Raw genomic sequence first — 14,695 nt, forward strand, 5'->3', positions numbered from 1 at the left:
CCTCTGGCGATAACCTGATGTTCTCCCGACTGCTGCGCGCAACACTATGAACAAGCCTTGAAAACACTCAAAACATGGAATGAAATTTGACTTACATTCCATATTTTCATCCTCTGACCAAGACTTAAACACCGAGCTCAATTACCAATCCTGCTACAAACCCGGCAAAATCATCCTCGATCTCACACTTCAAAACTCATTGGTGCGTCTGCTTCCCGACTGGCGAAATTATCTGTTCATCCAAATGAAAACTAAATGATGCGGCCTCTCCGTTGAAGGTCAGCCGTATAATGGGGAGGTAACTGCTTGTTTGCTCAAAATAATCATTTTGCATGAAGCGGGCACCATTCAAAGCAGCCGCCGGAGTGGAGGAATAAACATAAACGAACGCCTCCAAGGGTAGCTTCTGCGGAATACCTGCAGGCCATGGAGCGATAACGACTTCATTGGCCCAATCAAGATCAGCGGCATGTTCAAAATGGCTTCGTCCTTGTAAAAAAATTGTGAACTGCGCTTTGTCAGGACCTAGACTGCACTGATGATAAAGGCGATTCGCCGTCCCGCTGACCGAGTGATAGTGTGCTTTCCATGCATCAAGGGTAAGAATATTCATTTCTTCACAAGAATCGCCTTCATTTGGAAAATACTGGTGGCGCCCACAGTATTGCGCCCTATACGTTCCAGCTGCGCCATCTCCGGGAAATGAGCAACGTACCGTCACAGGTTGTGAATTCGACTTGATGGCAAAGTCCATAGACTTGAATATGAAACCATGCTGCTCCGCGTTATAAAGTGCCTTCACCTTTAGGTCCTTGCGAAGGAAAGAGAAAGACACCCCGTTGCGGGTGATCGAGTTGGGACTGGGATCCCAAGCGTGATAACTGCTTGTTGCCTTTGCTGCCCTGATCAATATGCCATTACAAAAATAAGCAGATCTTCCACTGCAATCGTTTGAAACATCCAAGAAACGGGCATTCAGCTGCTCCGCTACTGTCTGCCCATAAACCTGCTCTGCACTGGAAAAACTGAACACATTCTTGTCAGATGCAGATAAATTCAACTTGACGATGGGTATATAAAGCGAGGTCGCCAAATAATAATCACGTTGAAACTTCTGTGCATCTGCCAATTTTGCTGGAGTCGAGCCATCATAGAATACCGCCTCTACAGGTAATAGCTCTGGCTTGGTTTCATCCCAGGTCTGAACCAAAACCTCTAGCGGCTTGGCCGTCCAGTTGGCATCAACAAGTTTATGCGCTTCGAGGCTGGCTTTGAATTGCGCGGCTACCACAGTACTCAACGAGCATTGGTTCTTGGGCAGCGAACCATGCTCCTGAAAGTTTTTCAGCCATGCCCCTGCTGTTGTAGCCGGTACCGCGAGCTTGGCGCAATTGGCCAGATCCACATTCAGTAGCGCCGATTTAGGCGCAAACCCACATCCATGCTCGGCGCGAGCATCAAGTGATTCAGTCGGGAAAGGATATATGCAGCGCAGATTCAGTGCCTTGTCGTCAACTAGAGCTGACGTTTGATCTTTCAGGATGAACCCGCTTTTTCTGTTTCCGTTCAACGTCGTACTGCCCACATCCGAGCGGATATAAGTAAACGCAACAGAACCGAGGGTTGTCGCCTTGAATCCGTAATCCCAGAACTTGAAACTCGTACTGTAATCCACCGCCCGCAGAAGAACACCGGAGCAATAGTAGGCAGGTGTTCCGTTTGAACACTGCGATACAGTGCTTTTGTATCGGGCATTCATATCCGTCACCAACGCCTGACCAGACATGGCACTAGCCTGCGCGACAAACAGTGAAAATAAACATAAAAGACATTTCATTCTTTCAGCCTCAAAAAACATTGAAAAGGAGAGAAATCAACACTTTAAAAGCCGGTAAACCATAAAGTTTTTTCGAAGCTTACTTCCAGATTTCCGACTGCTCATCCTCATGAAAACTGAATGCAGTCGGCGAGCCATCGATCAAAGTAACCCGTATAACCGGCAACAAGCCCCCTGTAACATTAAAATAATCTTGCTGCGCATATTTCGCCCCCTCCACCCCTACTGCACGAGATTGGTTAAACAGGTAAAAAAAAGCCGCAATAGGTAATTGCGCAGGTATCCCCTCCGGCCAAGTTCTCAACATCACTTCATTATGGTATGGCCGCTCTTCCGCTGGCCGCTCGAAATTATTCCGAGCTTGTAGACTTAACGCGAACTGACTCTTATCAGCTGCAAAACCGCATTGATTCCTATTTCTTTGAGAAAAATAACCTGACCCACCCACTGAACGATAATGGACTTTCCATTGTTCAATTGTCGTCACGCCCACTTGTGGACATGAACGACTGGTTTGCGGGTAGTAATCATTCGGGCCACATCCCCTATCGGTTGGCCGACTAAATGTATTCGCATCAGATGGATACGAACATAACAGGGGCGTGGAATAACTACCCAATTTCTCGGCAGTATCAAAATCCTTGAAAATAAACCCTTGAGTTTCGCCCCACACCAGAGTTTCGATGCCTAAATCCTTTCGAAAATAGGAGAACGACACGCCGCCTGTTTTTATCGAGTGTGGACTCGGGTCCCAAGCATGGTATTTAGGACTAGTGCCGGTCACCCTCATAATCACACCACTGCAATAGTAAGCAGCCCGGCCTCCACAGTCGTTTGCTACGTTGGCATATTTATTGTTCAAACGTTCGGCTGCCGATTGACCGAACACCTGATCAGTAGTCGAGTAGCTGAATACATTTGCATTCACTGCTGTGAGGTTCAGTCTCACGATTGGTACATACAGCGATGTTTCTAAATAGTATTCCCGTTGAAATCTCTGTGCATCTGCCAACTTTTCCGGCGCTGAGCTTTCATAAAACAGCGCCTCTAATGGCAGCTTTTCCGGTCTACTTCTGTCCCACGTCTCTATCAGGACTTCAGTAGGTTTAGTCGTCCAAGCCGCGCTCACCAATTTGTGAGCTTCCAGAGTAGCCTTGAACTGGACCGCAACCACAGTGCTCAAAGAACATTGATTCTTGGGCAGCGAACCATGCTCCTGAAAGTTTTTCAGCCATGCCCCTGCTGTTGTAGCCGGTACCGCGAGCTTGGCGCAATTGGCCAGATCCACATTCAGTAGCGCCGATTTAGGCGCAAACCCACATCCATGCTCGGCGCGAGCATCAAGTGATTCAGTCGGGAAAGGATATATGCAGCGCAGATTCAGTGCCTTGTCGTCAACTAGAGCTGACGTTTGATCTTTCAGGATGAACCCGCTTTTTCTGTTTCCGTTCAACGTCGTACTGCCCACATCCGAGCGGATATAAGTAAACGCAACAGAACCGAGGGTTGTCGCCTTGAATCCGTAATCCCAGAACTTGAAACTCGTACTGTAATCCACCGCCCGCAGAAGAACACCGGAGCAATAGTAGGCAGGTGTTCCGTTTGAACACTGCGATACAGTGCTTTTGTATCGGGCATTCATATCCGTCACCAACGCCTGACCAGACATGGCGTTAACAGTGGCGGAAAAAACCAAAGGCAATAGCAGTATAAGTTTCATATTCATACCCGGATGAAATTGAATTAATTTCGAGTATGTTGAGCATGGAACATCGTTATCCACTGTAAGATCTGACAGTCCCGACAGGCGGTACTTTATGCGCAAATGAAAAGATCGCAGCCTTCGGCAACACCTACATGAGATTTTTGTAGGCGCTACCGAAGGCTGCGATCTTTTGGTCTAGCTTGCCGCTCGAAGCCTGAAGCTCCTAGCTGCCCTTGTGCAACTTGCGCATCAACTCCGCTTCAGCCTGGGTCAACCCGCACGACTGAGTCAGTTCATCGACGCTGGCGCCCATGCCTACCAGTTTCGCCGCCTGGGCGAATGACAGGCTCGACGGGTCGCGTTGTTCCAGGGCAACGATCTTGTCCGGCAACGGGCTTACCACCGCGCGCAACTCGTGCAGGGCCTCGCCCATGCGCACGTTGCCGTTCTGGTAATCGTCGACGCGTTTGGCCAGTTCCTTGATGCGCTGATCACGCAGCGCATCACCCTGGGCCTGCTGTGCAGCGATCACTCGCTGCGCCTTGATGTACGAGACGAACATCGCCAGCGTGCCGGCCCAGAACAGGAACAGAACAATTACCGCAACCTCGAGAATCAAATCAGATGCTCTCCAGTTCCGACCATTCTTCTTCGCTCATCATCTTGTCCAGCTCGACCAGAATCAGCAGTTCGTTGTTCTTGTTGCACACGCCCTGGATGAACTTGGCCGACTCTTCGTTACCGACGTTCGGTGCGGTTTCGATTTCCGACTGACGCAGGTAAACCACTTCGGCGACGCTGTCGACCATGATGCCGACGACTTGCTTGTCGGCTTCGATGATGACGATACGGGTGTTGTCGCTGATCTCGCCGCTGTGCAGGCCGAAGCGCTGACGGGTGTCGATCACGGTGACCACGTTGCCGCGCAGGTTGATGATGCCCAGCACGTAGCTCGGTGCACCCGGTACCGGCGCGATCTCGGTGTAGCGCAGCACTTCCTGCACGCGCATCACGTTGATGCCATAGGTTTCGTTATCCAGTTTGAAGGTCACCCATTGCAGGATCGGATCTTCAGAACCTTTTGCATTCGACGCCTGACTACTCATACCCTGACCCCTCGAAAAAACCGCCCCGGGCGGTGTGTGTTCTGTGTGGTGGCACTGGAAAATGCCATCGCCTGATTGTTATGTCGGCTGCTATGTCGGTTTATGTAGCGGCTTGTTGCCACTCAAGTGCTTTGCCCCGCCGCTGGCGATCAACTCGGCCAGTGCGGATACGTCAAGCAATGCACACATGTGCTCGATCACGGTGCCGGCGAGCCATGGCCGCTGACCCCGGTGACTTCTCCATTTGATTTCATTCGGGTCCAGGCGCAACGAGCGGCTGACCTGATGCACCGCCAGCCCCCACTCGTAACCTTGTACCGAAATCACGTATTGCAGGCCCTGCCGGAAGTCATCGCGGTAACGATCCGGCATGACCCAGCGCGCGGTGTCCAAGACTTTCAGATTGCCGGCCTGGCTCGGCAGAATGCCGAGGAACCACTCCGGCTGGCCAAACAGCGGCGTCAGCTCGTGGCCGGCCAGCGAATAGATCGAGCCAAGGCACACCAGCGGCACCGCCAGGGTCAGCCCGGCAACATCGAACAGCAAGCATTCGAAGGCTTCGGCAGCCCAGGCCGGACGGCCATCGGGCTCGACCGGTGGCGGCGGGTTGTTCGGCGGCAGGTGCACTTCGACCAGCGGAGGGACCAGCACCTGCGGCTCAGCAATCTGCGGCGCGGGTTCTGGCTCCGGTTCGGGTTCCGGCACGGTCAATAATTGTGTTTGCAGCAGCGGCGCCAGTGTCGACAGTGGCGCGCGCGGTTCGTCGATCAGCGCCACCGGTGCTTTGGCCACGGGGGCAGCAGCGGGCGCGGCAATCGGAGCGACGGATTTCTGCGCGTCACGGGCCTGCTCTTCCAGCACCGCGGCCTGGAACTCGTCCATGGCCTCGGTGCTTTCCACCACTTCAGGCTGCGCCTGTTCGACGACTGGCGGCAGCGCTTCGGCCGGCGCAGGCAAGTCCTCGGGCAGGTCGAGCAACAGGTCTTCCAGATAGGACTGCAAGGCCTGTTGCGGACGTGACGTGAGTTTCACTGGGCGGTTCATCGGTGATCAGCGCCTGACAGGGAAACCGCGTTGTCTGCTTCGCGAGCAGGCTCGCTCCCACAGGGTTCGGGCAAACAGATCGAAATCATCTCAGGCCACCTGCGGAACAAGTTGCTGCGCGAGCAGGTGCTTGAGCAGCGCGCGGTAGGCCAGCACGCCACGGCTCTTGCCGTCGAATTGCGAAGGCGTGACGCCCGCCCGGCTGGCGTCGCGCAGACGGGTATCGACCGGGATGTAGCCGTGCCAGATGTCGTCGGGGAATTTGTCACGCAGCACGCGCAAGGTGCCCATCGACGCCTGCGTGCGGCGGTCGAACAGCGTCGGCACAATGCTGAACGGCAGCGGCTGTTTGCGCGAGCGATTGATCATCGCCAGGGTGTTGACCATGCGCTCCAGACCTTTCACGGCGAGGTGCTCGGTCTGCACCGGGATCACCAGTTGCTGGCTCGCGGCGAGGGCGTTGACCATCAGCACACCGAGCAACGGCGGGCTGTCGATGATCGCGTAATCGAAGTCCTGCCACAGTTGCGCCAGACTCTTGGCGATCACCAGACCCAAGCCACTCTGCCCCGGCGACTGGCGCTCAAGGGTGGCCAGTGCGGTGCTCGATGGCAGCAGGGAAATGCGTTCGTCGCTGGTCGACAACAGCAACTGCCCCGGCAGGCCTTGCGGCACGCTGCCCTTGTGCAGAAACAGGTCGTAGTTGCTGTGTTCCAGGCTGTCGGGGTCGTAGCCGAAATAGCTGGTCATCGAGCCGTGCGGGTCGAGATCGACCACAACCACGCGCTTGCCCGCCTCGGCCAGCAACCCGGCTAAAGCGATGGAGGATGTGGTTTTACCGACACCACCCTTTTGATTGGCGACTGCCCAGACTCTCATTCAGTTCGTTCCTCCCGGCCAGGTTGATTGGCCGAGACATGCTTCAGCGTGTTAATGCGGGCGACGGAGAATTGACGGCACTCTCGCGTCCCGGCGTCTTGACCGGGGTCGGTGCAGTTTGTGTGCCAGCGCGCTTCAACGCCGCATCCGGTTGCGCATTGGCGGTTCCGGTGCCGGTGAGGCTGCGGCGCACATCGAGATTGCGCGACACCACCAGCACCACGCGACGGTTCTTCGCCCGGCCTTCGACCGTGGCGTTGTTGGCCACTGGCTGGAATTCGCCATAACCCACCGACGCCAGTCGCCCAGGGTTTACGCCCTGCATGGCGAGCATGCGCACGATGCTCGCCGAACGCGCCGAGGACAGTTCCCAGTTGGTCGGGTACTGCGCGGTGCGGATCGGTTGATCGTCGGTGAAGCCTTCGACGTGGATCGGGTTGTCGAACGGTTTGAGGATCGCCGCGACCTTGTCGATGATGTTGAACGCGATGTCGCTCGGCATGGCGTCGCCGCTGCCAAACAACAGGCTGGAATTGAGCTCGATCTCGACCCACAACTCGTTGCCGCGCACGGTCATCTGGTTGGAGCTGATCAAATCACCGAAGGCGGCACTGATGTCATCGGCGATGCTTTTCAAAGGGTCGCTGGCCCCGGATATACCGGCGTCGACCTGCTCGGCATCCTTGACCAGCGGCTTGGCCGGGGTCACGGTTTTCGGTCGTTCGTCGCCGATCGGAATCGGTTTGAGCGAGCGATCGGAGTCGGTAAACACGCCGATCAGCGCTTCGGAAATGACTTTGTACTTGCCTTCGTTGATCGACGAGATCGAGTACATCACCACGAAAAACGCGAACAGCAAAGTGATGAAATCCGCGTAGGACACGAGCCAGCGCTCGTGATTGACGTGTTCTTCCTGGTGGCGACGACGAGCCATGAGGTTATTCCCTTAATCCATGAAGCCTTGCAGCTTCAACTCAATGGAACGAGGGTTTTCACCTTCGGCGATCGACAGAATTCCTTCCAGCAACATTTCGCGATAACGCGACTGCCGCAACGCGATGGACTTGAGCTTGGCCGCGACCGGCAAGAGGATCAGGTTGGCACTGGCCACGCCATAGATGGTCGCGACGAACGCCACGGCAATGCCGTTACCCAGTTGCGACGGATCGGCGAGGTTGCCCATCACGTGAATCAGGCCCATCACCGCACCGATGATGCCGATGGTCGGCGCGTAGCCGCCCATGCTTTCGAACACTTTGGCCGCTTCGATATCGCGGGATTCCTGAGTGTAGAAATCCACTTCGAGAATGCTGCGAATCGCCTCCGGCTCGGCGCCGTCGACCAGCAGTTGCAGACCTTTGCGCGAGTAGCTGTCAGGTTCGGCGTCGGCCACGCCTTCGAGGCCAAGCAAGCCTTCCTTGCGCGCCGTCAGGCTCCAATTGACCACGCGGTCGATGCCGCCGGCCAGGTCGACACGCGGCGGAAAGAAGATCCAGCCGAGAATCTGCATAGCGCGCTTGAACGCGCTCATCGGCGATTGCAGCAGCGCAGCACCGACCGTGCCGCCCAGCACGATCAGCGCTGCCGGGCCGTTGGCCAGCGCGCCGAGGTGGCCGCCTTCAAGGTAGTTGCCGCCGATGATGGCGACGAACGCCATGATGAGGCCGATAAGGCTGAGAACATCCATCAGATACACGCCTCGACGATGTGCTTGCCGATGTCGTCCAGACCATACACGGCGTCAGCCAGGTCGGCTTTGACGATGGCCATCGGCATGCCGTAGATCACGCAGCTTGCTTCGTCCTGCGCCCACACCGAACTGCCGCCCTGCTTGAGCAGACGCGCGCCTTCGCGGCCGTCGGCGCCCATGCCGGTCAGCACCACTGCCAGAACTTTGTCGCCGTAGGACTTGGCTGCAGAACCGAAAGTGATGTCCACGCACGGCTTGTAATTCAAACGTTCGTCACCCGGCAGAATCTTCACCGCGCCACGGCCGTCGATCATCATCTGCTTGCCACCCGGCGCCAGCAGCGCCAGGCCCGGACGCAGGATGTCGCCATCCTCGGCTTCCTTGACGCTGATACGGCAGAGCTTGTCGAGACGTTCGGCAAACGCTTTGGTGAACGCCGCCGGCATGTGCTGGATCAGCACGATCGGCGCCGGGAAGTTCGCCGGCAACTGCGTCAGTACGCGTTGCAGTGCTACCGGGCCGCCAGTCGAGGTGCCGATGGCAACCAGTTTGTAGGCTTTGCGTTTCGGTGCTGGCGACGAAGCGCTGGCAGCGGATGCACGGGCAGGCGCTGGCGCGGGCGCCGGACGTGCCGGGACAGGGCTGCTGTGGCTCGTGTGGCTGCCGTAGCTCGACGCTGCCGGAGCAGGCGTCGGCGCTGGCGCAGCGGCGGGAGCCGGCGCGCTGTAGGCACTGAAACGACGATTGCTGCGCGAGATGCTGTGGACTTTCTCGCACAGCAGTTGCTTGACCTTCTCGGGGTTGCGCGAGATGTCTTCGAAATTCTTCGGCAGGAAATCCACCGCGCCGGCGTCCAGCGCATCGAGGGTTACCCGCGCGCCTTCGTGGGTCAGCGAGGAGAACATCAACACCGGGGTCGGGCAGCGCTGCATGATGTGCCGCACTGCCGTGATGCCGTCCATCATCGGCATCTCGTAGTCCATGGTGATCACGTCAGGCTTGAGGGCCATGGCCTGATCGATCGCCTCTTTACCGTTGGTGGCCGTGCCGACCACCTGGATGCTCGGATCCGCCGAAAGAATTTCCGAGACGCGGCGGCGGAAAAAACCCGAATCGTCCACCACCAGGACTTTGACTGCCATAAACACTCCATTAGGTGCAGCGGCGCGTCATCGCGCCGCCGCCCCGGATTCAAATACGCTTTGTGGCGTAACGCTTGAGCATGCTTGGAACATCGAGAATCAGCGCAATGCGGCCGTCACCGGTGATGGTGGCGCCGGACATGCCCGGAGTTCCCTGGAGCATTTTGCCCAATGGCTTGATGACCACTTCTTCCTGGCCGACCAGTTGATCGACGACGAAGCCGATCCGCTGTGTGCCCACCGAAAGAATCACCACATGGCCTTCGCGCTGCTCTTCATGAGCAGCGGAGCTGACCAGCCAGCGCTTGAGATAGAACAATGGCAGCGCCTTGTCGCGCACGATCACCACTTCCTGACCGTCGACGACGTTGGTGGTCGACAGGTCGAGGTGGAAGATTTCGTTGACGTTGACCAGCGGGAACGCGAACGCCTGATTGCCGAGCATGACCATCAGCGTCGGCATGATCGCCAGGGTCAGCGGCACCTTGATGACGATCTTCGAGCCCTGGCCCTTGGTCGAGTAGATGTTGATCGAACCGTTGAGCTGGGAAATCTTGGTCTTCACCACGTCCATGCCGACACCACGGCCGGACACGTCGGAGATCTCGGTCTTGGTCGAGAAACCCGGGGCGAAGATCAGGTTGTAGCACTCGGTATCGCTCAGGCGATCGGCCGCGTCCTTGTCCATCACACCGCGTTTCACCGCGATCGAACGCAGGACGTTCGGGTCCATGCCTTTGCCATCGTCGGAGATCGACAGCAGGATATGGTCGCCTTCCTGCTCGGCCGCCAGCACCACGCGACCGCCACGGGCCTTGCCCGATGCTTCGCGTTCTTCCGGCGACTCGATGCCGTGGTCGACGGCGTTGCGCACCAAGTGGACCAGCGGGTCGGCAAGAGCCTCGACAAGGTTTTTGTCGAGGTCGGTTTCTTCACCCACCAGTTCCAGGTTGATTTCTTTCTTGAGCTGACGTGCGAGGTCGCGAACCAGACGCGGGAAGCGCCCGAAGACCTTCTTGATCGGCTGCATCCGCGTCTTCATCACGGCGGTCTGCAGGTCAGCGGTGACCACGTCGAGGTTCGACACGGCCTTGGACATGGCTTCGTCGCCGCTGTTGAGGCCCAGGCGCACCAGACGATTACGCACCAGCACCAGCTCGCCGACCATGTTCATGATCTCGTCGAGCCGCGCGGTATCGACGCGCACGGTGGTTTCTGCTTCGCTGGCCGGTTTTTCTGCCGGTGCAGCGGCTGGCGCACGGGCCGGAGCCGGTGCAGCAGCGGCGGCCGGTTTCGGCGTCTCGGCTTTCGGTTCAGGCTTGGCGGCAGGTTTCGGCACAGCAGCGGCAGCCGGAGCTTTCGCCGTTGGCGTGGCGACGCTCGACGCAGAGCCGGCAGTCGCAGCGCTAGCGTCAAACTTGCCTTTGCCGTGCAATTCGTCGAGCAGCGATTCGAATTCGTGATCGCTGATCAGGTCACTGCCGGCCGCAGCGGCTGCCGGTGCAGCAGGTGCGGCCGGGGCCGAAGCGATGGCCGATTCCAGCGCGTCAACGGCGAAGTTGCCCTTGCCGTGCAACTGATCGAGCAAGGCTTCGAATTCGTCGTCGGTGATGTCCGAGCTGTCGCCCGCAGCAGGCGCGGCCGGAGCAGCCGGCGCTGCTGGTGCCGCCGGAGCGACCGCATCCACAGCAAACTGGCCTTTGCCATGCAGTTGATCGAGCAGCGATTCAAATTCGGCGTCGGTGATTTCATCGCTGGCCGCCGTGTCGGCAACCTGCGCGGGCGCCACGGCAGCGGCCGGGGCCTCGGCCTGGGCCTTGACGGCATTCAGCGAGTCCAGCAGTTGTTCGAATTCGTTATCGGTGATGTCGTCCGATGCGCTTTCGGCGACCGGTTCTTCCACCACTTCCACTGGCGCGGCAACGGCTTCATCCGCCGATTGCGGTTCGGCCAGACGCGCCAGCGCGGCCAGCAGTTCCGGCGTGGCAGCGGTGATCGGTGCACGTTCACGGACTTCGCTGAACATGCTGTTCACCGCGTCCAGTGCTTCGAGCACCACGTCCATCAGTTCTGCATCAACGCGACGCTCACCCTTGCGCAGGATGTCGAACACGTTTTCGGCGATGTGACAGCACTCCACCAGCTCATTGAGCTGAAGGAAGCCGGCGCCCCCTTTTACAGTGTGGAAACCGCGAAAAATTGCATTGAGCAGATCTGCATCATCCGGGCGGCTTTCCAGCTCGACCAGTTGTTCGGACAGTTGCTCAAGAATCTCGCCGGCCTCAACCAGGAAATCCTGAAGGATCTCTTCATCGGCGCCGAAGCTCATTAATGGGGTGCTCCTACAGGTCTAAAAACCCAAAAAACCCGAATTCCGAAACTCTAGAATCCAAGGCTGGATAACAAATCGTCCACATCGTCCTGACCGGACACAACGTCTTCTCGTTTATCGGCATGAATCTGCGGACCTTCACCCTGCGAGAGATGTTTTTGTGGATCTTTTTCAGCAAGCATTGCGGCGCGGTCATGTTCGATGCCCGCAAAGCGGTCGACCTGACTGGCCATGAGCACGAGTTTGAGCAGATTGCTTTCGACTTCGGTGACCAGTTGGGTCACACGCTTGATCACTTGACCTGTGAGGTCCTGGTAATCCTGAGCCAGCAGGATGTCGTTGAGGTTGCTCGACACCGCACGGTTGTCCGTGCTGCTGCGTGACAGAAAACCGTCGACCCGGCGCGCCAGTTCGCGGAACTCTTCAGCCCCGACCTCGCGACGCATGAAGCGGCCCCAATCGGCGCTCAACGTCTGCGCTTCATCAGCGAGACTGTTGACCACCGGCGTGGCGCTTTCCACCAGATCCATGGTGCGGTTGGCCGCGGCTTCCGTCAGCTTGACCACATAGCCCAGGCGTTCGGTGGCGTCGGTGATTTGCGACACTTCCTCGGCCTGCGGCATGTGCGGATCAATCTGGAAATTGACGATCGCACTGTGCAGTTCACGTGTGAGCTTGCCCACTTCCTGATACAGGCCGCGGTCACGGGTCTGATTGAGCTCATGGATCAGTTGCACCGCGTCGCCGAACCTGCCTTTTTCAAGGCTCTCGACCAGTTCGACCGCGTGTTTTTTCAGGGTCGATTCGAAATCGCCCTGTGATGATTCGTTATGCTCCATAGCTCCCCCGCGCATTCATCAGCCGATGCGTTCGAAAATCTTCTCGATTTTGTCTTTCAACGCTTGAGCCGTGAAAGGTTTGACCACGTAACCGTTCACACCGGCCTGGGCGGCCTCGATGATCTGCTCGCGCTTGGCTTCAGCAGTCACCATCAACACCGGGAGGTGCTTGAGTTTTTCATCGGCGCGCACGTGACGCAGCAGGTCGATACCGGTCATGCCCGGCATGTTCCAGTCCGTTACCAGAAAGTCGATGCTGCCGCTGTTGAGCACCGGAATGGCAGTGGTGCCATCGTCGGCCTCGACGGTGTTGGTGAACCCAAGATCGCGCAGCAGGTTCTTGATGATCCGCCGCATCGTTGAGAAGTCATCAACGATGAGGATTTTCATGTCTTTGTTCAATTCGACCTCCAAGCAGTCTTAAACGCGCCCAGCACCTGGACGCGCCACTTCAATCAATCGGCGCAGCACTTAAAGTTTGTCTGGAGCACAACGGATCGAGACCGGCGCCGTTCATCACCGCACCAGCCTCGTTTCGCAGTGTCCCCACACTGCCTTCAGCGCGCTCGCCACTCCCCCAAACGCCCCCGCAGACGGGCCGCGCACTGGCTGTGTAACTGGCTGACCCGCGATTCACTGACGCCAAGGACTTCACCGATTTCCTTGAGGTTCAGCTCTTCGTCGTAGTACAGCGCCAACACCAGTCGCTCACGCTCCGGCAAATTGGCAATCGCGTCCGCCAGCGCCGCCTGGAAGCGTTCATCTTCCAGATCGCGTGACGGCTCCATATGAGCACTCGCGCCATCCTCGTGCAGCCCTTCGTGTTCGCCGTCCTGCAACAGGTCGTCGAAACTGAACAGGCGACTGCCCAAGGTGTCATTCAGAATCCCGTAGTAATCGTCGAGACTCAATTGGAGTTCGGCCGCAACCTCGTGATCTTTAGCGTCACGGCCGGTTTTAGCTTCAATCGAGCGAATCGCGTCGCTGACCATCCTGGTATTACGGTGAACCGAGCGTGGCGCCCAATCCCCTTTGCGCACTTCATCGAGCATCGCGCCGCGGATTCGAATGCCCGCGTACGTTTCGAAACTGGCGCCTTTGCTGGCGTCGTATTTGGTCGAGACTTCCAGCAAACCGATCATCCCGGCCTGGATCAGGTCTTCGACCTGCACGCTGGCCGGCAGGCGCGCCAGCAAGTGATAGGCAATGCGCTTGACCAGCGGCGCGTAGCGCTCGATCAATTCGTATTGCGCGTCACGCGCCGACTTTTTGTAAAGATTCATGCCACTGGCGGTCATATCACAGGCCCTGCGGTTTGCTGCACGAGACGCTCGACGAAAAATTCCAGATGCCCGCGCGGGTTGGCCGGCAGCGGCCAGGTGTCGACCTTCTGGGCGATGGCCTTGAAGGCCAGCGCGCACTTGGAACGGGGAAAGGCTTCGTAGACGGCGCGCTGCTTCTGCACTGCCTTGCGCACGCTTTCGTCGTACGGCACGGCGCCGACGTATTGTAGGGCGACGTCGAGGAAGCGATCGGTGACCTTGGTCAACTTGGCGAACAGGTTGCGCCCTTCCTGCGGGCTCTGCGCCATGTTGGCCAGCACGCGGAAGCGGTTCATGCCGTAGTCGCGGTTGAGCAACTTGATCAGCGCGTAAGCGTCGGTGATCGAAGTCGGCTCGTCGCAGACCACCAGCAACACCTCTTGCGCGGCGCGTACGAAACTGACTACCGAGTCACCAATACCCGCAGCGGTGTCGATCACCAGCACGTCGAGATTGTCGCCGATGTCACTGAACGCCTGGATCAGGCCGGCGTGTTGCGCCGGGCTCAGGTGCACCATGCTCTGCGTGCCGGAGGCCGCCGGCACGATGCGAATCCCGCCCGGGCCTTGCAACAGCACGTCGCGCAGTTCGCAACGGCCTTCGATAACGTCGGCCAGTGTGCGCTTGGGTGTCAGCCCCAGCAGAACGTCGACGTTCGCCAGGCCCAGGTCGGCGTCCAGCAGCATGACCCGACGGCCAAGCTCTGCCAGCGCCAGCGACAAGTTCACTGACACGTTAGTCTTGCCGACGCCACCTTTGCCGCCGGTCACCGCGATCACCTGTACGGGATGCATGCTGC

General features: G+C 57.9%; 14 protein-coding genes. All 14 read right to left on the reverse strand.

Annotated features, from left to right (window positions below):
- Positions 1-196: 196 nt before the first annotated feature.
- Positions 197-1,786: a hypothetical protein gene (locus D8U71_RS03510; protein ID WP_241664194.1), complete on the reverse strand. Its 1,590-nt coding sequence runs from the start codon at positions 1,784-1,786 to the stop codon at positions 197-199.
- A gap of 130 nt (positions 1,787-1,916) precedes the next feature.
- Positions 1,917-3,557 carry a hypothetical protein gene (locus tag D8U71_RS28315; RefSeq protein ID WP_177434879.1) on the reverse strand — a complete coding sequence of 547 codons (1,641 nt, stop codon included), beginning with the start codon at positions 3,555-3,557 and terminating at the stop codon, positions 1,917-1,919.
- A 208-nt stretch (positions 3,558-3,765) separates the two neighbouring features.
- Positions 3,766-4,161: a DUF2802 domain-containing protein gene (locus D8U71_RS03520; protein WP_016771049.1), complete on the reverse strand. Its 396-nt coding sequence runs from the start codon at positions 4,159-4,161 to the stop codon at positions 3,766-3,768.
- Between the two features lies 1 nt (position 4,162).
- Positions 4,163-4,648 (reverse strand): chemotaxis protein CheW, encoded by a 486-nt coding sequence (locus D8U71_RS03525; RefSeq protein ID WP_016771050.1) that lies wholly within the window; start codon positions 4,646-4,648, stop codon positions 4,163-4,165.
- Positions 4,649-4,738: 90 nt separating this feature from the next.
- Entirely contained in the window at positions 4,739-5,692 is a 954-nt protein-coding gene (locus D8U71_RS03530; protein WP_130887172.1) for a CheW domain-containing protein, read from the reverse strand.
- Between the two features lie 90 nt (positions 5,693-5,782).
- On the reverse strand, positions 5,783-6,571 hold the full coding sequence (locus D8U71_RS03535) for a ParA family protein (RefSeq protein WP_024012121.1): 789 nt from the start codon (positions 6,569-6,571) through the stop codon (positions 5,783-5,785).
- Between the two features lie 43 nt (positions 6,572-6,614).
- The gene (gene motD / locus D8U71_RS03540) at positions 6,615-7,505 is read right to left on the reverse strand and encodes a flagellar motor protein MotD (protein ID WP_016771054.1); all 891 of its coding nucleotides are present in this window, start codon (positions 7,503-7,505) and stop codon (positions 6,615-6,617) included.
- A 12-nt stretch (positions 7,506-7,517) separates the two neighbouring features.
- Positions 7,518-8,258, reverse strand: a complete 741-nt coding sequence (locus D8U71_RS03545) for a flagellar motor protein (RefSeq protein WP_016771055.1) — start codon at positions 8,256-8,258, stop codon at positions 7,518-7,520.
- Positions 8,258-9,403 carry a chemotaxis response regulator protein-glutamate methylesterase gene (locus D8U71_RS03550; protein WP_056783833.1) on the reverse strand — a complete coding sequence of 382 codons (1,146 nt, stop codon included), beginning with the start codon at positions 9,401-9,403 and terminating at the stop codon, positions 8,258-8,260. The genes D8U71_RS03545 and D8U71_RS03550 overlap by 1 nt, the downstream gene beginning before the upstream one ends.
- Before the next feature lie 49 nt (positions 9,404-9,452).
- Positions 9,453-11,732 (reverse strand): chemotaxis protein CheA, encoded by a 2,280-nt coding sequence (locus tag D8U71_RS03555; RefSeq protein WP_130887173.1) that lies wholly within the window; start codon positions 11,730-11,732, stop codon positions 9,453-9,455.
- Between the two features lie 53 nt (positions 11,733-11,785).
- Complete coding sequence (locus tag D8U71_RS03560; RefSeq protein WP_042607546.1) at positions 11,786-12,574, reverse strand: protein phosphatase CheZ; 789 nt, start codon at positions 12,572-12,574, stop codon at positions 11,786-11,788.
- Positions 12,575-12,592: 18 nt separating this feature from the next.
- Positions 12,593-12,964, reverse strand: coding sequence for a chemotaxis response regulator CheY (locus D8U71_RS03565; RefSeq protein WP_024012118.1), 372 nt, complete (start codon positions 12,962-12,964; stop codon positions 12,593-12,595).
- 167 nt (positions 12,965-13,131) lie between these two features.
- Positions 13,132-13,872, reverse strand: a complete 741-nt coding sequence (gene fliA, locus D8U71_RS03570) for an RNA polymerase sigma factor FliA (protein WP_016771059.1) — start codon at positions 13,870-13,872, stop codon at positions 13,132-13,134.
- The coding region (gene fleN / locus D8U71_RS03575) for a flagellar synthesis regulator FleN (protein ID WP_241664195.1) at positions 13,869-14,695 on the reverse strand (827 nt) is incomplete at its 5' end. The genes fliA and fleN, both read right to left, overlap by 4 nt.

This window comes from Pseudomonas sp. Sample_21 (assembly GCF_004307525.1).
GTDB lineage: Bacteria > Pseudomonadota > Gammaproteobacteria > Pseudomonadales > Pseudomonadaceae > Aquipseudomonas > Aquipseudomonas atacamensis.